Below are 18,136 nucleotides of genomic sequence, written 5' to 3'. Positions count from 1 at the left end.
ATGCGAGTTTTCAAACCTTATGGTACGGCCTTTTGAATGTATCAAATTTTCGGTTGAAATCAGTTTCGATGGATTTTCTAATAAAGTGAATGGAATTGGGTGATTGAATGTGACTTAATTACTATTAAGTTACATTCATAGACAGAAGAAAAAGCATTTAAGAGATAATTTTCTAAGGGTTATTCAACTTGAAAATTCAATGAGACTTACTCATTCCATTTCTTTATCATCCCACCGTTATTTATACGACCTTGTTAAAGAGTCTCCATATCTGTGAAAATGATGTGGAATACTCTTACTTTGCCTTTATCTAGATATTTTGTTTCTACGTCAGGCACAAACTTTCGGGCATCGAACTCCGGAAGCAATTTAAAGTCAGCTCGTTCCATTTCTGCTGTAAATTTTTCAATAACGGGAAAAACCTCATGATTCTTCAACGTTATTTTTTGAAAAGTCCATTTGTCGTTTAATGGGTTATACCGCGTTTTTTCGGCCCATAGATAATAGTGGTTGCTAATTAAACTGACAAAAACAGTCAAATCTATCCTTGTCCCTCCTAAAACCTTTAAGAGTTCCGTATTATCATCGAGAAGGGGCTGGTTTTTGGTCAAGAGAATTCGAAATTCCAAACAATAAAGATCCTCATAATCCGTCCAATTTGCAACACTGTAATTTTCAAATTGGTCACGCACTAGTTTTTCAACTCTTTCTTCTCGTTTTGCCAAAATGTTTTGCCTTGTTCGTTTTTGCAATTCATGTTTCTCGGTTTTATATACGTGGAGAATGTCTACAATTTCATTGTCTATGAATTTCATACTCCATAATCTCCTTCATCAAACCGTTTGGATTTTAAGTCGATGAGTTTTCAGCACCATTAGATTCTTGTTTTTCTAAAATCTCAGTTTTTATAAAATTAGTAAGTTTTATTAATCACTAGTAATTTTCAAACTCAAAATAATCAAGAAAGTGAATGTAACTTAATTCACATTAAGTTACATTCAGTTTAAAAAGAATGTCTAGTACATCGGAGTGCTCTTCTTGTTGTCTTTCGATTTCATTTAGTCGTTCTTTTACCTTTTGGAGGGATTTCAACAATGCATCTGCAGGCACTTTTCCATCCATGGATTCGAGGAGCTGATGAGCTGTGATTTGCACCTCGAAATTTCCAGTTAAAAAATGATGAACAATCGTTTCCAGGTGCCCCGTACAATCGAAGGGTTCCAAAGCGTATAACAAAGTCCCTCTGCTTCCCAGCGTCTTCGGATCATTAATCAAATTAATCAGTGGGGAAACCGATTCTTCATTCCCGATATCACGCAAAGCCATAGCCAGTGCATTTCTCAATATCTTATTTTGGGTTTGGGTGATATGTTTGATCAGGATTGGAACTGCAGCTTGATCTTGGTCAGGGGAAATCTTATATAATAATCTCCCTGCTTCTTCGATGTCGTCATTTTCAATTGCACTTTCTAACCGATGGATGTCCATTTGATTTTCTCCTCCTTGTAAGATACAAAGTGTTTTACAAAAAGATTTGAATGTAACTTAACTGCACTTAAGTTACATTCAAATTCGTGAAACTTCTTGGTCGAACTATCCAGTTCTGGACCCTGGAAAAACGTCAAGTTAAGACGGTAGCTATATTCCAAGCTGTATAGATAAGGCTAAAATTTGTGCCCAAACATTTTGGACTGAATGATATAGCCGCGCTCTAAACCTGAGCGATAATATCCCGCATCAAATTCCTTGGGGTCAATCAAATCCTTAAAATAGTACGGGAGATCAACCGCCCATTTCACATTTGCTATCTTTAGAGGGAAGTTGTCTTCATTTGGATTAGGGGTATGAATATAAACGGCATCTGAACCAGCATCGTGGTCATCTATTTCAACCCAAGACTGGAAAGGTTTTTCAAAGCTTTCCAACCTTTCCAGCAAACTTCTGTATAAACCTATATGTGCTTTTATATGCTCTCTTCTAATTTTCATGCTGCTGTTTCCATGCCCATGAAAATCCAAGTGAGTATGCCAAAGATCAAACCAGCTATCCTTTCCGAAATCCAACCGAAGATGTTCGGTAGCAACCTCTTTCTGCAGGTTACGAAAATAACGCTTTTTTCCACGTAACTTCTTCAAACGATCAGCCCTTTTTAAATATATTTTTATTTATTTTCTTTCGGTGATGAAAATCATGACAAGATGGCTGAAGATAGATTTGAATTAATGATGGCTATAATCAGCACCATCTCGTTCCTAAGTTAATAGAAAGCTTTTTCTCTTATAATGGTTTCTGTTAACTGCTGATATGTTAATTAAGTGTCAACCCTTGATTTTCTAATTCAAAGGTCCGCTTATTTCTAATAACTTCCCGGTATAAGCATCCATTACAACTGTAGGTCTCAGATTTTGATACTTTACTGTCACTACCCATTGTCGCATGTTGAAGAATTCATTTAAAAGTCCTTCTTTTGAATGAAGTTTCAAATTTATACTATTAGCTGGAATGTCACCTAACTCTATCTCAATTTCTTCAATTCCTACTCCTTGGGACGGGTCATTCAGATGGTTATAAGCTTGTACTATAGCTTCTTCGGTAGTCATAATTGGTTTTTGATAGGTATATAATAAGAGAATAACTATAGTTAGCAAAACGCCAGAAACGATTTTTTTCATAATGATGTATCTTCCTTTTCTAAAATTGAGCATCAGTAGAAGATTTCCTGGTTTTCTATGTTAATTCTTCTTTTTTCCAAATAACTCCTTTATTTAAATACCTTAAAACGTTGACTTAACCGTTCGTAAAAGTACACTTTCCCAAACGCAAAGAAAGAGAAAAAGCTGTATTAGCTTCTTCTCTTCCTATAAGCGTTGATATGTAAACTATTTTTAAGTTAGAGGATGCGATTTTCACTTCTCCACATAACGAAATGTTTCCCATTTTCCTTTTTTTACTACTGATCGGTATTCTTGACCTCCATCCTTTTGTTCAAGCAGACGATTTAGTTTCTCAGAACTCATGTTGTAATGCCTTTTATCCATGGTTCCTGCACTACGTATAGTAGGATGCTCTAAAATCGGTGTTAGGTCCCCATCAACTACTTTTGTATCTACGAATCGGAAATCAATGAGTTGCGGGAAATGTTTTAAGAAGCCTAGGTTCGGCAAGTCTGCACAAGAGTTCAAACAGAGAACTCGAAGGTTCTTCAATGAAATAAGTTCATCGCTCATCTCAAATTTCTTTGATTGGTTGATATGCAGGTGTTCCAATGTCGATGCTAAATTGGATATCCCATGGTCACTAGCCAACTTGGTACAGTAATGAAGCTCCAGGCGTTTGAGGGCAGAAAATTTCTCGGCGCCAAAAAAGTCATGCTGGTTAGACCAGTTCAGTTCAAGGTACAAAAGCTTTTCCATATAGGGAAACTCTTCAAAGTTATGAAGCTTGCTTTTGTAATGCCACAGCGTCAGATATTCTATCTCCGACAAAGATTCGATTTCCATCTTTTCCTCTTTTAAATTTACATAGCACTGTAATTCAGCAGGAATGTCTTCGAACCATATCGTATTATTCTTCCAATTATCCAATTTAACGTTCCTCCTCCCTTTGTAAACCCCTCAAAACTTTCAGTTGGAAGGGTGAAATCGAAGACATGATTTTTACTAATTTTAACATGGTGAGAATAAATAATTTATGGAGTGTAACTTTGTATGAGAATTTATTTTACAGAGCGTTCGTAAAAGTACACTTTTGCGGAGAAAGAAAAGCCCTGCGTTATTAAATATACAATTAAGTACAATATCGTGATCTCTTATAGAAGATACATAAGATATGCAAAGTCTCTCTGCACCTGAAGTTCAAGGAGGATTAAATTAATAATTTATTCAAACAGCGTATCCGATATGACTGTTAGGTGAAACATTAAATACAAAGCGCGTTTTCTGGCTTCTCGATGATGTTCCTACTTTATTCGCTTTCAATTTCAAAACAGAAATAACCAAATCCCAAATCATCTTCTTTTAGATTTAAATCTTCTTTGGCCATGGCAAGCATCTGTGGAATTCCAATATCCAAGTATGCCCAGAAATTTTTCAATGCCTGAGCGAATCTCTCAGGATCATCAAACCGGCATAAGGGATATAGGGCCTTGCCTTTCTCCCAATCTACAACGGGTGTTAAGCTTTCTTCTCCTTCCAGATTTTCGATTATGGCTGCCACTTCGTCCTCTTCGGTATAAGACTCTCGACATTCCAAGAAAAACATGAAACGGCCAAACTCCCTTTGCAAGTTAACCTTTTCATTTACATAGAATGGATTAATTCGCAGATACTCAGTAGTTGCATCTGCCTCTATCAATTCACCCAGAAGTTCTTTTAAACCATCTATCGTCGGATATAATCGGTATTTTCCTCCACGATATGCCGTATGATCATAAACGATTTCGTTAATTTTTCCTTCTTGTTTTTCTAGCATTTTTTTTACCTCCTATTCGTTACCAAAACAAAGTCGACTTGTATTTCTTTATATTCTCTTAAAAGCAACTTTATTTTATGGTTTTTTAATCGAGAAATATTGATTTAAAGGGATTTCTGGAAAAAGAAAGAGAAAAGGTGCTCCGGGCGCGCACCTTCCCCATGATTCTGTTAGAGGAATGCCGATAATTCGGGATATATAAACTACTTATTTTGTCGTGATTCTAGTTAGCTTCGATGAATTAATTCTCTAAATTAAGGGAGATGGAATAACTTTAGTATTTAAGAGTTTTCCTTAATGGTTACTTCTACATAACTAAGAAGACTAGTGTAGGGAGAGTTTCCTTTCAAGAATTGCACTACCACATCTAAAGGAAGTATAACTATATCCCTTTTTTTAGAATAAAGAACGGTTTGGGTAGTATTAAATGTTCCATCAAAATCGGAAGAATAATTGCGTACAGAACCTGACTCATACCAGTAAAAGTCTTCATTGACATTATTCTTGATAACCTCACCAATATAAGCACCTATACGAACCATAAAATTATCGAAATGCTTATCCAACAATTCAGTGCCGTAGTCCGTATTTAATAATCTATATATATATTCATCAATATAACGAACGCTTTCAATAGTAAAATCTAAATTTGTTTTAGTAAGGTTCTCTTGATCCCAAGAATCTTCTGATACATCCAAATACATAAATTTTGCAATGCCTTTTAAATCATCTTTTATTAATTTTGTTCTATATAAGAAACCAAACATAAGAGTATTTCTCCTTTATCAATTGTCCTTAATTGTAGCTGGCATAATTATACCTCTCACTACACTATTTTTTACAAAAATCACCATAGATTAAACACTCACTTAATTTATTTAAGGTGAACGCTAGTAACTATTTTTAAACTGTATACCTTTTAGAAGTTTCTTAGTTTCCAATACTTTAAATTGAAGGCTATGAGATGGCAAATTTATTATTTACCTCCTCTTTAAATTTCCTCTAGATTATATATTTCGTACGTAAAATAAAATTTCATACTAAAAACTACATTGAGACAAGCTAACAATGATCAAAATGAAGGCCGTCAATTAGAAGCCATCTAGAAAATGGGCATCACTGAAAGAGGCATTTACTTGGACAAGCAAAATCGGAAAAATTTTGAACGCGCAAACTATCAACTATTGAAACAAGTTATTCGAAAAGGAGTTATTTTTTCCATTCGCTGGATCGCTTTGGCTTGAACACAGAAGAGATTCTCCAGGAATGGAATGATCTCACAAAAAATATTGAAATAGATATTGTGGAGCTTGATATGCTTTTATTGGATACCAATCAGTATAGAGACAGCATGGGAACATTCATTACGGACTTGTTTTTGCAGATTCTTTCGTGGATGGCTGAAGAGGAATGAGAGTACATACGGAAACGGCAGCGTGAAGGAAACGACTTGGCACTGCAAATTGGCATTCAGTTTGGCAGACCGACTGTTTATGTTTCTGTGGAATTTAAAGAGGTTTATAGAAAATGGAAAGCTAGAGAGCTAACAGCAGTTGAAGCCATGCAGAAAGCTGGGGTTAAAAAGACCAGCTTTTATAAATTAGTGAAAGCACTCGAAGAAGAAACAGCCAACACTATATAATAGTGGAAACTTTTATATAGCGTCCATTCTGTTAGGGCATAATTGATTCTTATTCATATATAAAGGAAGTCACTTTCTATAAACCATCAAAGAATTTTGGAGTTTGATTATAATAACTCCTAAAAAATATCTCTATTATAAAAGAATCACAATTAATTGCGTTGCCATTTTTAGGAATAAGTTTAATTCCATAATTAGTTTCGCATCCTATCTTTGAAGGGGCATTGGCAATTAAATCTATTTTTAAAAACCAATCGTGAAAGTATGACACACAAAAAATCGAGCAGGCGTAAAAGCCTACTCGATATCTGTTTTAATCGACTTTAGCAAATCGAATCGATATAAAAACCACAAAATGGTCTGTTTAATCCACTTTTTATTCAAGCACTATTTGTTGGTAGTACAGGGTGCGACCATTTACTTCTGCCATTAGAACCCCAGGTTCGCCTTTTTCAAAAGCTTCCCCGCTATTTGCGCTAAATATCTTTGTTCCTTCTGGTAAGTGCGTTGCAGTAAGGTGCTCAAAATCTCCAATATTTGTTGTTTGGTTTTTAATTTCCCCCTGAAGCTCTCCTTTTGAAAATTCATAAGAGGCGAGTTGTTCTTCCGTCCTTACGTCCGCCATATTCCTAAAGATACTGTCGTGCTCTTGAATAATATCGGCGTTCGGATTTTCCTCTAGAATATATTCAGCTGTAACGTGATCAACACCGGGCGACTGACCACAGGCTACTAGTGTTATAGTGAAAAACAAAATTGCTAGCAAAACTGGCAGCTTTTCTACGATTTTCATTCCTCTCCACCTCCAAAGTAATTTATAATTACTATCCACTATGTCCTTTATGTTCTATCAATCACTTTGTAAATCGCAATTATTATTCCAAGTTATAAGTGCTTGATTTTAAGCCTATTCTAGAAATTACAATTGCTTGAAATAATTCTAACAGACCATTTTTCCCTGAGTAGTTTTTTAAAATATATTTTCGTAAGAAACTTCCCTTTAGTATATGACGAATTAAGTAAACCCTATGATGGATACACAGAGGGATGGGGACTCATGGTTAACTAAACAAAAGTTTCAAAAAAGAGTAGTTAGGTAGTGAGCCCATATAGTCAAAGCCTTGGTTTATGCAGCTAAATGACTGGTATGAGCCCGGTGTGTTACCGATTTCGTGCCAGTCATTTTTTGTTTGATGCGTTCATTGTTGTAATAGAAAATGAGAATAGCATCGACAGTCCTCTATTGTCCATGCTGAAATAATTTACGGAAACTAAAAAAAGATGACTCTGGCAGTATACCGAAGCCATCTATTCGCAACCTAGCTGCAGGGCACCTTTTTTATAAACTGCTCATTTAACGGAGCACGGATCAGTTTTTCCTATCCCTTTCTCCTTTTAGCTCCCTTTTTAATTTTGATGCAGTCCCTTTTTCTTTTGCGGGCTGAATATGGAAAGAGTAACGGCACTTTTTTTATGGATTTTGCCAATGATTTGATACAAGTTTTTCTCAATATAACGTAGCTGTTGATGATTTATTTGTTTGGTAGCAAAGATATCGTATCGCCAAATAGGTGGCTTTAAAATATTTACATATTGATTGCTTTCTCTAACGCGCTTGAAGTGACGGTGCGAATTATCCCATACGATATAATGCTTCTCATAGGTGCTCTCATGTTCGTTCTTTAGACAAGGCAACACGATATATACGTCACCCTTTATTCCTTGAGTTCGCTGATCATGTATGTCAGCCGTTGCGGCTTGCCACGTGATATACGCTATACGATTTTTATAATCCGAATTCGTCTCTTCTGCCATTTGCTTCGGATAAGTTGGTTTTTGTTTTCTCGAAAATAATTCTACAATGATAAAAGAAAAATCTTCATCAGAATGAGACAAAAATCGCTTCTCCATATGCCTTACATCAATCCACTTTCCCTTTGTGTCTATATCCTTTACCATATCCCGCACAATCAACACAGCTGTAGATTCACTGCTTTTCACATATGCAATATAGGCTGCATCGTATTGTCGACTATTTATCAAGGGTGGTGGTTTAACCATATGTTGACCTTTTTGCTCTGCTTTACACGTAGCATAATCAATATATCTCTCAATGTAATAAGCTCGTGTTTCTCCCAAAGGCCCCTGTTTTCTTTTAGCTTTTCCTAGTTGTTTCTTACGCTTTTTCTGGTTCTCTATTTTTTGTAGAACTTCAGAATTATCTACAAGATTGTCATTCGTATACGATTCACTACAGTCATAACAGATTTTCCATTGTTTAATCCACAGATGCTTTACATCTAGTTCGCTGGTTGTTTTCAAATAATCTTTCACTTTCTTTTGCAACCGATTGTTTTCATTTACTACTTGTTTCCCACAAATGATACAGTCCATCGTACACCTCCAATCGTTGCGTTAGTTGAAGAAGGAAAAAGCTTTACTCTTTATCCCAGTAAAGCACCAATTTAAAAACCACATTAAAATTAATAATTACATCTATCATTAGAAAAATTAAGAACACTACACATTTTAATAAGAGCCCGCTAACAGGCTTTTTTTCTATTATCATTTATTGGTAAATTGTAACATATTCACCAAGGATTCATTTTTACTTACCTGTTTTTATATCAAAAGACTTTTCAGTGTGGCAAACATCATGTTTGATCAGTTAGACATGATTTTTCGCATTAAAATCGATACTTTTGAAGCTTTATTTAAATGTTTATTCTATAGATAATCCTCTATTTTCATAACCAAGTGCTTTATTTAGAGAAAGAAATTACAAATAGAGCTTTGATGTGAAGTTATATTGCCATGTCAGGCTAAATAATTATGTAATAAAGAATGGTAAATCTTTAAGAAACCGTTCATTTGGTGAAATATACGAAAGACTTTTAAGCATTAATAAAAGTCCCAGTTTAATACATGTTACAATTGGCAAAAAACCAGCTTTATTTTGGAGGCTAATTATGAGCAAAGATGATGATCAAACAAATTGGCCCATCTGGGCAACAGAATCCATTGAGATAGGTAATCCAGACCCCAGATGGTTAGAAATGGGCAGACAAGAGGAAAAACAGCTTTATGACCTTCTTTCTGCATTTGGAGTAGGACAGGTAATACACATAGGCAGTACGTCTGTTCCTAAGCTTCCTGCAAAACCAATCATTGATTTAATGGCTAATGTTGATTCGTTTGAACGGATCACTGATATTTCAGTGTTATTGTCTAGCTACGACTGGCATTATGTACCTCCCCATTTAGATAACAAAGACTGGAGAAGGTTTTTTGTGAAGGTAAAAAATGATAAACGTGTAGCCCATCTTCACGTAATGCTAAAGGGAGAGCAACGATGGGAACAGCAAATACTTTTTCGTGATAAATTAAGGGATGACCCGCAACTAGTTATTGAATATGCTCGTCTCAAAAGTAATCTGGCACAAGAATTTAATCTTGATCGGGAAGCCTATACGGAAGCAAAAACAAAATTTGTTAATCTTGTGCTCGGGTTATGATACACAACAGAATTGTATATTTTTCAGAATTAATTGAGGGCAAAGAAATTTGTTATTTTATTGCTTACTGGCATGGTAGTTTAATTATGTAATTAAGATAGGTTAATCTTCAACAAAAGGACCAGATTATGTAACAAAAAAATGTAAATAAAGGAATGAGACTATGGAAGTGCCGATGAATTTAGACCAAGCAACTTTTCATGTAGAAAAAACGAAACCACTGAAACTTAAAGAAGTAAATTTTAAGATTAAACCTAGCCTTAAAGAACAAAAAAGATTGTTTAGAACTTCATTATATAAATTGACAATTATCGCAGAAGTAAATAATCAAGTTTATGAATTTGTAGACTATGATCTCAGCCATCAGTTGATTTCACAGCTAGAAAAAGACCCTACAAGATTTTTAGTTGGAGCAGAGCCGCCATTTTTGTGTGGAACTAACTGGCCGGCTAGTGGGATATCCGAAGTTGTAGAAGCAAACAATATCCCTCTGGATTCCTTAATCATAATAGATGGACATAATGTCATTGCTACAATCTATAATAACGAAATACCTATATTGACTAACTAGCTTAAAAATTTTATCAAGTAAAATGCTAAGAATTTAAAGGAAACTTTAAAAGCACTTACTAATATTGGATTCAACTGATTTTAATTGCGAAACATGTGATTCTTGCAACGCTGCCTTTCCTTCCAACTCAAAAAACCTTATACCAATACAAAGTTATATCGATATGTGGATTTGCAAGCTGCTTGATCGTATCCGCACCGCCCAATACAAAGCCTTCCCTCTCATAAAAGCGGCAGGCAATGACATTGTCGTTCTGCGCTTCAAGAGAAAGGCCGATCAAAGATTTGTCCAACGCCCAGGTTTCTGCAACTTCCATCAGCATGCGCCCAATTCCGCTTTTCCGAAAACTTTTGCAGACAGCGATGTTTTCAATATAGGCAAAGCGGTTCCAGTCTCTCACCAAGCGAATCTGGCCAATGCATGCCTCTGCGAGGAACGCCAAAAACACCACTTTCTGTTCGCTGTCGATATACGTTTCCCATTCCAGCTGGTCATCCGGGAAACGCGTTTCCGATTGATGTTCAGCCAATTGTTCTTCGTATGACCACGCCCCGCCAGTAAAGCTCGGGAGAATTTTTCCGATGACCGGAAAAGGCTCGTTTGCGTTATTCACCATACCTATGAGTTTTTCTTCCAATGGTTTAATGCTTATTTCTTCATAGTGTTTCATCGATCTCACCTTCCACAATAGGGCCAGAAACCCCGCATTTTTCTGCGAACCGAATTCCAGTCCGCTCAAATCCACGATTCTTCACGCTTTATTATTTTACCCGATTCGTTTCGAGTTTTCAGGTACCTAAGCGAGTAACTCCAAAGCCTCGACTTTTCCCTTCAGCACAAAAAAGCCGCAATTCCTAAGGGGGATAGGAATTGCGGACAAAGGGCGCCGACAGCGGGTACCAAGCGCTTCGGCTTTATAAATTTGGACTTGTTACCCGATGAGTTGCTTGGCAAGTCCCAATTGGTAATGTACTTGGTCAAATCCTGTACCGCCGAGCGAATTCCTGCGGGCTACCGCAGTTTTCGGCAGCAGCACACCGTAAATGTCGTCTTCGATCAACGGGCTCGCTTCCTGAAGCTCCGCCAGCGGCAAGTCTTTCAGGTAATAGCCGCGCTGGATGCACGTGAAGACCAATTTGCCGGTCACTTCATGCGCTTCGCGGAACGGCAAGCCTTTGGCGGCTAGGTAATCCGCCAGCTCCGTGGCATTCGAGAAATCCGAATGGACGGCTTTTTCCATGGAATCGGTGCGGACCGTCATCGTGCGGACCATGCCTTCGAAAATCGGCAAGGAACCCATCAGCGTATGGACGGTGTCGAACATGCCTTCTTTGTCTTCCTGCAAATCTTTGTTGTAAGCAAGCGGCAAGCCTTTCAGCGTCGTCAGCAACCCAAAAAGATTGCCATAGACGCGGCCTGTCTTGCCGCGAATCAATTCAGCCATGTCTGGATTTTTCTTCTGCGGCATGATGCTTGAGCCAGTCGAGAACGTGTCGTCGAGTTCAATAAAACGGAACTCTTCGCTTGACCACAGGATGATTTCCTCGGCGAAACGCGACATATGCATCATCAGCATCGACGCATTGCTAAGGAATTCCAAGATGAAATCACGGTCGCTGACAGCGTCCAGGCTGTTTTGGTAAACACCTGAAAAGCCGAGGAGATCCGCAGACATTTCACGGTCGATCGGGAACGTCGTGCCGGACATCGCCCCTGCGCCCAGCGGCGACAAGTCGATGCGTTTCATCGATTCTGAGAGCCGCTCTTTGTCACGCTGAAGCATCCAGAAATACGTCATCAAATGGTGCCCGAACGAAATCGGCTGCGCACGCTGCAGATGAGTATAGCCCGGAACCACCGTCTCAACATGCGCTTCCGCCTGTTCGACGATCGCGCTTTGGAACGCTTGGATTGCTTCGATAATTTCCTTTACCCGGTTTTTCAAATATAAATGCATGTCCGTCGCAACTTGATCGTTTCGGCTTCTGGCCGTATGAAGCTTGCCTCCGACGGGCCCGATCTCGTCAATCAGGAATTTTTCTAAGTTTAGATGAATGTCTTCGTTTGCCGTGCTGAACTCCAGTTCGCCTGCCTGTGCTTTCACTTTCAGCTTTTCCAGGCCTGACAAAATCTGGTCGCCTTCTTCTTGCGACAGGATGTTGCACGCCGCCAGCATTTTGACATGCGCCGTGCTCCCTTCCAAATCTTCCATCACAAGCTTTTGGTCAAATGAAATCGAAGCGCCGAACTCATCAACCCACTGTTCAGCGGATTTCTGGAAACGTCCGCCCCACAGTTTGGTCATAATTTCACCTTCTCTTTCACCTGTTCTGTAACTGCCACTTCTTTTTTATTGACCATGGCGTTGACGACTGTTGGAAGGCCCCATAATTCGATAAAGCCGACTGCAGAAGCGTGGTTGAACGTGTCGTCTGTTGAATAAGTCGCCAATTGCTCGTTGTACAATGAATTCGGAGACTTACGTCCTTCCGTGATCGCATGGCCTTTGAATAATTTCACACGCACCGTGCCGTTGACGAATTCCTGTGTTTCTTTCAGGAATGCTTCAAGTGCGATACGAAGCGGCGAGAACCATAAGCCTTCATAAATCAATTCCGTCATTTTTTTCTCAATGACCGGTTTGAAATGTGCCATTTCTTTTACTAATGTGATGTCTTCCAATTCTTTATGCGCGGCAATCAACGTCATGGCAGCAGGCGCTTCGTAGATTTCACGCGATTTGATGCCGACCAGTCTGTTTTCGACATGGTCGATTCTGCCGACGCCGTGTTTGCCGGCAATGTGGTTCAGTTCCAAGATCAGGTCTGTAAATTTATACGATACGCCGTTCAATTGAGTCGGAACGCCTTTGACGAACTCGATTTCCACGATGTCAGGAACATCCGGCGTGTCTTCAAGTGCGGAAGTGATATCATATGCATCCGCTGGCGGCGTAGCCCAAGGATCTTCCAAAATGCCGCATTCGTTGGCACGTCCCCAAAGGTTCATATCAATCGAGAACGGGCTGTCTAAATTTACTGGAATCGGCACATTGTGCTGTTTCGCATAAGCGATTTCCTCGTCACGCGACCAGCCCCATTGGCGAACCGGCGCTACCACTTCAAGTGCCGGATTCAATGATTTGATGGATACTTCAAAACGCACCTGGTCGTTGCCTTTTCCTGTACAACCATGGGCTACTGCAGTCGAGCCGGTTTCTGCGGCAATTTCAACCAGTTTTTTTGAAATCAGCGGACGCGACAACGCGGACACCAATGGGTATTTTCCTTCGTATAATGTATGGGCTTGTAATGAAATGAGTGCATATTCATCCGCAAATTCATCTCTCGCATCGATCATGTAACTTTCAACAGCGCCCACTTGAAGCGCTTTTTGTTTGATGAATTCCAAGTCCTTGCCTTCTCCGATGTCGAGGCACACTGCAACAACGTCGTAGCCTTCCGCTTTCAGCCACGGAATGGCCACCGATGTATCTAATCCCCCTGAATACGCTAAAACGATCTTTTTATTCAATATGAAAACCTCCAATGTATTTTTATACAGTTATGTGTTGTTAATATACATATAGTATCACGGAATATTTATAAGTGCAAGTGTATAACTCTACAAATTTACATAAAAAAAAAGCAGCCGCAGCTGCTCTTACTCTCCACCTATTGTATATTCATGTGAATCCAGATCGATTTTCACCTCAGACATCTTGCCGTTCTCCATATTGGTGAACAGGAAACCGATCTGGTTGTCTCGCACAAGCGGCTGTCCCAGCATCAGCAAACGAGGCAATTGCTCGCCTTCGATGAACGCGAGCAAGGCTTCCGATTCTTTTTTCGATTCCGCATCGTTCAAGATCGACACGGTGTCAGCCTGTGCTTCCAACGGAAATCCGTCAGCTAGCGGGCCATTGTACTCGATGTTGACCTTCATGCCGGTGCGAATATCACTGATGACGCCTTCTGTCGATTCTTCCCCGTTTTTAAGGTTAATCGCTACGTCTTCAGGAATATCAAAATAAATGTTATTGACAAGAATCTTGTCTGTTGTCACTTGCGTGATAAAGCCTTCTTCCGTCATGTCCTGCTGCTCCGCTGCAACTTCCTGTTCTACAGGAGGCGCTGTTTCTTCTGCGGCAGGTTCTGCCTTATTATCATCTGAACATGCTGCCAAAAACATCAGGCCAGCAATCATTAAACCGAATTTCTTCAAATTATCCATTCCTTTGCTAGTTGATCATGGTTGCGTCGGCATTATTAGAAAAGTCCAACAGGTTTATTTTAACCGCTCCAGCTACCTGTTGCAATAGCAAAGGAGGTTCCAGTTAGTTTTGGCACCTCCTTTGCGACGAGCTTGCGCAGGAGCAACGCACTTTCATGTTTCGAAGCTAGCGCAGCGATGCAACGGTCTTTTATGTCTCGAAGCTAGCGCAGCGATGCAGAGACAGGAGCAGTATGGTTTTCTCCACTGTTTTGATCCATATCGAGAGATATCTTAGCGGAGGCGCGTCAAGGGGCTAGGCGAAGCTATGAGACGAGTGGTCTTCTCGGCTCATTGCGAGAGCCATGCCCGAAGCGACCGGAGCGATGCTTAATGCTCATTTTAAACAGCAGCTATTCTCTTAAGCCTTACTATAGTAGAGAATGCCATTTTCTCCGAGCCGTTCGATAATCTGCCCTTCTTCAAGCAGGTAGTCGATCTGGCCGATTGTTTCCGATAGCGTCAATCCCAATTCTTTCTCGTAGGCGTAAGGGAATAATTTTTGTGTCAATCCGTATACCGTCTCTTCTTCGTGCTTGATCATCGCCAAGACTTTCATCGCCCGTTGGTGCTGCTTCTCGAGCCGCTGCGTGACCAGTTCATGGACATTGCGTACTTCTTCGCCGTGGCCGCTGTAGATGACGTCAATCGGCATTTTGAGCAGCTGCGCCAAAGATGCATTATATTGAAGCAATGATTTCGGACGGCCTTCATCCGGGTTCAAGGGTGGTTCGATGAGCGGATTGGAACTCACTTTCGCGATCACGTGGTCGCCGCCGATCATTTCGCCTGTTTCTTTGTTCCAGAACGACAAATGACTTTGCGCGTGGCCAAGCGTCTCCATCACGTCCCAGTCCGGGTGGCCGGGCAGTGTATCTCCTTCATTAATAGCCATATCCAACGGCCGGCTGCCAAGCAGATTCAGCGGGCGCTTCATTTTCTTGACCCAGAACATCAAATCATCCGGCACACCTTCCTCTTTCAAACGCTCTAAATAAAAGGCATCGTGGTAATCAAAAAAAGCCTGGTCCCGGCGCAGCCACAAATCATTATACGGATGCCCATATAATGTAGCGTTTTTGAAGCCGTCCACCCAGCCCGCATGGTCAGGATGGTGATGCGTCAACACGACTTGTTCAATGTCGTCGGGTTCAACATTCGCTTGTTTCAGCCCGAATTTCAGGGCTTCCCATGCTTCCGGCGTTTTCGGGCCCGCATCGATCAAGGTCAGCATATCGCCTTTCATTAAATAAGAATTAACGTCCCCAACCGCAAAAGGCGTCGGAATAATAATTTTATGTAAACCCATATTTCCATCTCCTCTAAACTGAATGACTATTCACCTATCATACCGCGAAACGGCCGCTCCGTCACGTGCCGGGAGCATTTGACAAAACGCGCCAAAACACCCTATAATGCATGTACATATAGAAGCGAAGAAAAAGGCCAGTACGGAAGATGATGGTGCCCAGAGAGTGTGCTCCCGCTGAAACGCACATCCCCGCTCCCTTCCCGAACCTGCTTTTGAGCTGCCGTGCAAAACACGGCCGTCTGTCCGCGTTAAGGATCTCGAGAAGTGCCATTATGGCAAACTTAGGTGGTACCGCGGAAACCAAACGTTTTCGTCCTTGCAAAAGCAGGGATGGATTCGTTTTTTTTTATGGAAAAACGGAAATGTTGTTTTTGATTTCATTTATATACTATAGAAGAAAAGGAAGTGCTGAAGATGAATATTGTATGCGTAGGAGCCGGTTCCATGGCGGAATCGATGATCCATGGCTGGATCAATAAACGGATTTTGAAAGCAGAGGATATCGCCGTGATGAACAAGTCCGACCGTGACCGGCTGGAATTGTTGAGCGATGAATACGGCGTGAAAATCGTCCAGAAAGAGCGGCAGGAATTGCGCAACGCTGATTTCATCCTGTTGGCGATGAAACCGAAAGATGTCGAAGCTGCGTTAACGGATATCAAAGACAATTTGACCGGCAACACCGTCATCATCTCTGTGGTTGCAGGCGTATCCATTGAAACGATCCAGAAACACGTCGGCAACTTCCCTGTCGCCCGTGCCATGCCGAACACGTCGGCGAAAGTCGGCAAATCCGCAACCGGTGTGGCGTGGAGCAAATATGTCACGCTCGACCAGCAGCACGATTTGCGGGATTTGCTGTCGTCAATCGGCAGTGTCACAGTGGTCGATGAAAAGCAGATCGATGCGGTGACTGCCGTTGCGGGCAGCGGGCCGGCGTATATCTATTATTTCGCGGAAGCGATGACAGAAGCTGCAATCGCCAACGGCTTGTCTCCTGCCGACGCGAAACGGCTCGTCCGGCAGACTTTCGCTGGAGCGGCCGATATGCTGCAGCAGGAAGATTTCGCTGCACTGCGCAAAAAAGTCACCAGCCCGAACGGCACGACAGCTGCTGGCCTCGCTGCTCTCGAGCGGAACAACTTCAAAGGAATTGTTGGCGAATGCGTGAAAGACGCAGCTGACCGTGCGCGAGCCTTGGGACGGGAATTCGAATAATGCCTTCTGGTATACTGAAAAACAGTTGGGTAGAATTTGAAGGAGGCGTTTTTATTGGCAAAGTTATTTGAACCATATACGATCAAAGACACCACATTTAAAAACCGCATCGTCATGGCGCCGATGTGCATGTACCAAAGCGATAAAGAAGACGGCAAAGTGTCTGACTGGCACCGTGTGCATTATCCGACGCGCGCAGTCGGCCAGGTCGGCTTGATTATCGTCGAAGCGACAGCGGTCCAGCCGCAAGGGCGCATCTCTTCCCGCGACCTAGGCATTTGGGACGACAGCCACATCGACGGCTTGGCGGAAATTGTTCGCTTGATGCAGCAAAACGGCGCGAAAACCGGCATTCAACTGGCACACGCTGGCAGAAAGGCGACCGTTGATGGCCCAATCCAAGCACCAAGCGCCATCGCTTTCAACGATAAATACAAGACACCGGGCGAAATGACCGCTGAAGAAATCCAAGAAACCGTGCTAGCGTTCAAGGACGGAGCAATCCGTGCCAAAAAAGCGGGCTTTGATGTCATCGAATTGCATGGAGCGCACGGCTATTTGATCAATGAATTCCTGTCGCCGCTGTCCAATAAACGGAGCGACGAATACGGCGGCACTGCGGAAAACCGCTACCGCATCTTGCGCGAAACGATTGATGCAGTCAATGAAGTATGGGACGGCCCGTTATTCGTCCGCATCTCCGCACACGATTACACTGAGGGCGGCATGACGCCTGAGCAATACGTGGAAATGACGAAATGGATGAAACAGCAAGGCGTCGATTTGGTCGATGTCAGTTCTGGCGCATTGGTGCCGGCACAGATACCGGTATTCCCCGGCTATCAAGTGAAGTTCTCTGAGACCATCAAACACGAAACGCCAATCGACACAGGCGCTGTCGGACTCATTACAAGCGCGCTTCACGCAGAAGAAATTCTGCAAAACGGACGTGCGGATATGATCTTCCTGGCGCGTGAGCTGCTTCGCGAACCATACTGGGCTTATGCGGCGGCAAAAGAATTGAAAGCCGACATAGACGTTCCTGTGCCGTATGAGCGCGGCTGGCTATAAGGCAGTTGCAAAAAACGGCTAATTTAGTATACTTAATGTAACGCAAAAAACCGAATGCCTAGGCA

The 18,136-nt window shown here is 41.3% G+C and carries 18 protein-coding genes, 1 pseudogene and 1 other annotated feature; of the genes and pseudogenes, 5 read left to right on the top strand and 14 right to left on the bottom strand.

Going from position 1 to position 18,136, the window contains the following annotated elements:
* Positions 1 to 254 precede the first annotated feature (254 nt).
* The 7 genes from EGV91_RS14240 to EGV91_RS14210 all read right to left on the bottom strand — a co-directional run bounded on the left by EGV91_RS14240 (position 255) and on the right by EGV91_RS14210 (position 5,237).
* On the bottom strand, positions 255 to 815 hold the full coding sequence (locus EGV91_RS14240; RefSeq protein WP_135504806.1) for a hypothetical protein: 561 nt from the start codon (positions 813 to 815) through the stop codon (positions 255 to 257).
* 172 nt (positions 816 to 987) lie between these two features.
* A complete protein-coding gene (locus tag EGV91_RS14235; RefSeq protein WP_135504804.1) occupies positions 988 to 1,488 on the bottom strand; it encodes a HEAT repeat domain-containing protein in 501 nt (166 codons plus the stop codon).
* 176 nt (positions 1,489 to 1,664) lie between these two features.
* Positions 1,665 to 2,135, bottom strand: coding sequence for a hypothetical protein (locus EGV91_RS14230; protein ID WP_135504802.1), 471 nt, complete (start codon positions 2,133 to 2,135; stop codon positions 1,665 to 1,667).
* A 198-nt stretch (positions 2,136 to 2,333) separates the two neighbouring features.
* Complete coding sequence (locus EGV91_RS14225) at positions 2,334 to 2,672, bottom strand: hypothetical protein (RefSeq protein WP_135504800.1); 339 nt, start codon at positions 2,670 to 2,672, stop codon at positions 2,334 to 2,336.
* A gap of 234 nt (positions 2,673 to 2,906) precedes the next feature.
* Positions 2,907 to 3,584 carry a leucine-rich repeat domain-containing protein gene (locus EGV91_RS14220; RefSeq protein WP_135504798.1) on the bottom strand — a complete coding sequence of 226 codons (678 nt, stop codon included), beginning with the start codon at positions 3,582 to 3,584 and terminating at the stop codon, positions 2,907 to 2,909.
* A gap of 379 nt (positions 3,585 to 3,963) precedes the next feature.
* Complete coding sequence (locus EGV91_RS14215; RefSeq protein WP_135504796.1) at positions 3,964 to 4,470, bottom strand: hypothetical protein; 507 nt, start codon at positions 4,468 to 4,470, stop codon at positions 3,964 to 3,966.
* Positions 4,471 to 4,751: 281 nt separating this feature from the next.
* Positions 4,752 to 5,237: a hypothetical protein gene (locus tag EGV91_RS14210; protein ID WP_135504794.1), complete on the bottom strand. Its 486-nt coding sequence runs from the start codon at positions 5,235 to 5,237 to the stop codon at positions 4,752 to 4,754.
* A gap of 342 nt (positions 5,238 to 5,579) precedes the next feature.
* Here EGV91_RS14210 and EGV91_RS14205 point away from each other — a divergent pair.
* Positions 5,580 to 6,112: pseudogene (locus tag EGV91_RS14205) on the top strand (recombinase family protein).
* A 376-nt stretch (positions 6,113 to 6,488) separates the two neighbouring features.
* Here EGV91_RS14205 and EGV91_RS14200 read toward each other — a convergent pair.
* Both EGV91_RS14200 and EGV91_RS14195 read right to left on the bottom strand, forming a co-directional pair.
* On the bottom strand, positions 6,489 to 6,905 hold the full coding sequence (locus EGV91_RS14200) for a hypothetical protein (RefSeq protein ID WP_135504792.1): 417 nt from the start codon (positions 6,903 to 6,905) through the stop codon (positions 6,489 to 6,491).
* Positions 6,906 to 7,519: 614 nt separating this feature from the next.
* The gene (locus EGV91_RS14195) at positions 7,520 to 8,506 is read right to left on the bottom strand and encodes a hypothetical protein (RefSeq protein WP_135504790.1); all 987 of its coding nucleotides are present in this window, start codon (positions 8,504 to 8,506) and stop codon (positions 7,520 to 7,522) included.
* A gap of 575 nt (positions 8,507 to 9,081) precedes the next feature.
* On the opposite strand from EGV91_RS14195, the gene EGV91_RS14190 reads away from it, so the two are divergent.
* Together EGV91_RS14190 and EGV91_RS14185 are read left to right on the top strand one after the other, a co-directional pair.
* Positions 9,082 to 9,627: a GrpB family protein gene (locus EGV91_RS14190; RefSeq protein WP_135504788.1), complete on the top strand. Its 546-nt coding sequence runs from the start codon at positions 9,082 to 9,084 to the stop codon at positions 9,625 to 9,627.
* A gap of 163 nt (positions 9,628 to 9,790) precedes the next feature.
* Positions 9,791 to 10,198 carry a hypothetical protein gene (locus EGV91_RS14185; protein WP_135504786.1) on the top strand — a complete coding sequence of 136 codons (408 nt, stop codon included), beginning with the start codon at positions 9,791 to 9,793 and terminating at the stop codon, positions 10,196 to 10,198.
* Between the two features lie 127 nt (positions 10,199 to 10,325).
* Here the strand turns inward: EGV91_RS14185 and EGV91_RS14180 are convergent, their stop codons facing one another.
* The 5 genes from EGV91_RS14180 to EGV91_RS14160 all read right to left on the bottom strand — a co-directional run bounded on the left by EGV91_RS14180 (position 10,326) and on the right by EGV91_RS14160 (position 15,779).
* Positions 10,326 to 10,868: a GNAT family N-acetyltransferase gene (locus EGV91_RS14180; protein ID WP_135504784.1), complete on the bottom strand. Its 543-nt coding sequence runs from the start codon at positions 10,866 to 10,868 to the stop codon at positions 10,326 to 10,328.
* A 261-nt stretch (positions 10,869 to 11,129) separates the two neighbouring features.
* Positions 11,130 to 12,503 carry an argininosuccinate lyase gene (gene argH / locus EGV91_RS14175; protein WP_135504782.1) on the bottom strand — a complete coding sequence of 458 codons (1,374 nt, stop codon included), beginning with the start codon at positions 12,501 to 12,503 and terminating at the stop codon, positions 11,130 to 11,132.
* Positions 12,500 to 13,735: an argininosuccinate synthase gene (locus tag EGV91_RS14170; RefSeq protein ID WP_175580324.1), complete on the bottom strand. Its 1,236-nt coding sequence runs from the start codon at positions 13,733 to 13,735 to the stop codon at positions 12,500 to 12,502. Before EGV91_RS14170 ends, argH begins: the two co-directional genes overlap by 4 nt.
* Before the next feature lie 126 nt (positions 13,736 to 13,861).
* The gene (locus EGV91_RS14165) at positions 13,862 to 14,431 is read right to left on the bottom strand and encodes a hypothetical protein (RefSeq protein WP_241666194.1); all 570 of its coding nucleotides are present in this window, start codon (positions 14,429 to 14,431) and stop codon (positions 13,862 to 13,864) included.
* A gap of 400 nt (positions 14,432 to 14,831) precedes the next feature.
* Positions 14,832 to 15,779, bottom strand: coding sequence for an MBL fold metallo-hydrolase (locus EGV91_RS14160; protein WP_135504776.1), 948 nt, complete (start codon positions 15,777 to 15,779; stop codon positions 14,832 to 14,834).
* A gap of 118 nt (positions 15,780 to 15,897) precedes the next feature.
* Positions 15,898 to 16,103, top strand: a binding site (T-box leader).
* A 93-nt stretch (positions 16,104 to 16,196) separates the two neighbouring features.
* On the opposite strand from EGV91_RS14160, the gene proC reads away from it, so the two are divergent.
* Together proC and namA are read left to right on the top strand one after the other, a co-directional pair.
* Complete coding sequence (gene proC, locus EGV91_RS14155) at positions 16,197 to 17,000, top strand: pyrroline-5-carboxylate reductase (RefSeq protein ID WP_135504774.1); 804 nt, start codon at positions 16,197 to 16,199, stop codon at positions 16,998 to 17,000.
* Between the two features lie 54 nt (positions 17,001 to 17,054).
* Positions 17,055 to 18,071, top strand: a complete 1,017-nt coding sequence (gene namA, locus EGV91_RS14150) for an NADPH dehydrogenase NamA (RefSeq protein ID WP_135504772.1) — start codon at positions 17,055 to 17,057, stop codon at positions 18,069 to 18,071.
* The last annotated feature ends 65 nt before the right edge of the window (positions 18,072 to 18,136 follow it).

It is taken from the genome of Planococcus koreensis (genome assembly GCF_004761975.1).
Classification (GTDB): Bacteria; Bacillota; Bacilli; order Bacillales_A; family Planococcaceae; genus Planococcus; species Planococcus koreensis.
This window is presented reverse-complemented; position numbering and strand designations above follow the sequence as displayed.

Bases quoted from the DNA above. Each gene is read 5' to 3' on its own strand.
- EGV91_RS14240 (WP_135504806.1), bottom strand. From the start codon at position 815: ATGAAATTCATAGACAATGAAATTGTAGACATTCTCCACGTATATAAA.
- EGV91_RS14235 (WP_135504804.1), bottom strand. From the start codon at position 1,488: ATGGACATCCATCGGTTAGAAAGTGCAATTGAAAATGACGACATCGAA.
- EGV91_RS14225 (WP_135504800.1), bottom strand. From the start codon at position 2,672: ATGAAAAAAATCGTTTCTGGCGTTTTGCTAACTATAGTTATTCTCTTA.
- EGV91_RS14215 (WP_135504796.1), bottom strand. From the start codon at position 4,470: ATGCTAGAAAAACAAGAAGGAAAAATTAACGAAATCGTTTATGATCAT.
- EGV91_RS14210 (WP_135504794.1), bottom strand. From the start codon at position 5,237: ATGTTTGGTTTCTTATATAGAACAAAATTAATAAAAGATGATTTAAAA.
- EGV91_RS14200 (WP_135504792.1), bottom strand. From the start codon at position 6,905: ATGAAAATCGTAGAAAAGCTGCCAGTTTTGCTAGCAATTTTGTTTTTC.
- EGV91_RS14195 (WP_135504790.1), bottom strand. From the start codon at position 8,506: ATGGACTGTATCATTTGTGGGAAACAAGTAGTAAATGAAAACAATCGG.
- EGV91_RS14190 (WP_135504788.1), top strand. From the start codon at position 9,082: ATGAGCAAAGATGATGATCAAACAAATTGGCCCATCTGGGCAACAGAA.
- EGV91_RS14185 (WP_135504786.1), top strand. From the start codon at position 9,791: ATGGAAGTGCCGATGAATTTAGACCAAGCAACTTTTCATGTAGAAAAA.
- EGV91_RS14180 (WP_135504784.1), bottom strand. From the start codon at position 10,868: ATGAAACACTATGAAGAAATAAGCATTAAACCATTGGAAGAAAAACTC.
- argH (WP_135504782.1), bottom strand. From the start codon at position 12,503: ATGACCAAACTGTGGGGCGGACGTTTCCAGAAATCCGCTGAACAGTGG.
- EGV91_RS14165 (WP_241666194.1), bottom strand. From the start codon at position 14,431: ATGGATAATTTGAAGAAATTCGGTTTAATGATTGCTGGCCTGATGTTT.
- EGV91_RS14160 (WP_135504776.1), bottom strand. From the start codon at position 15,779: ATGGGTTTACATAAAATTATTATTCCGACGCCTTTTGCGGTTGGGGAC.
- proC (WP_135504774.1), top strand. From the start codon at position 16,197: ATGAATATTGTATGCGTAGGAGCCGGTTCCATGGCGGAATCGATGATC.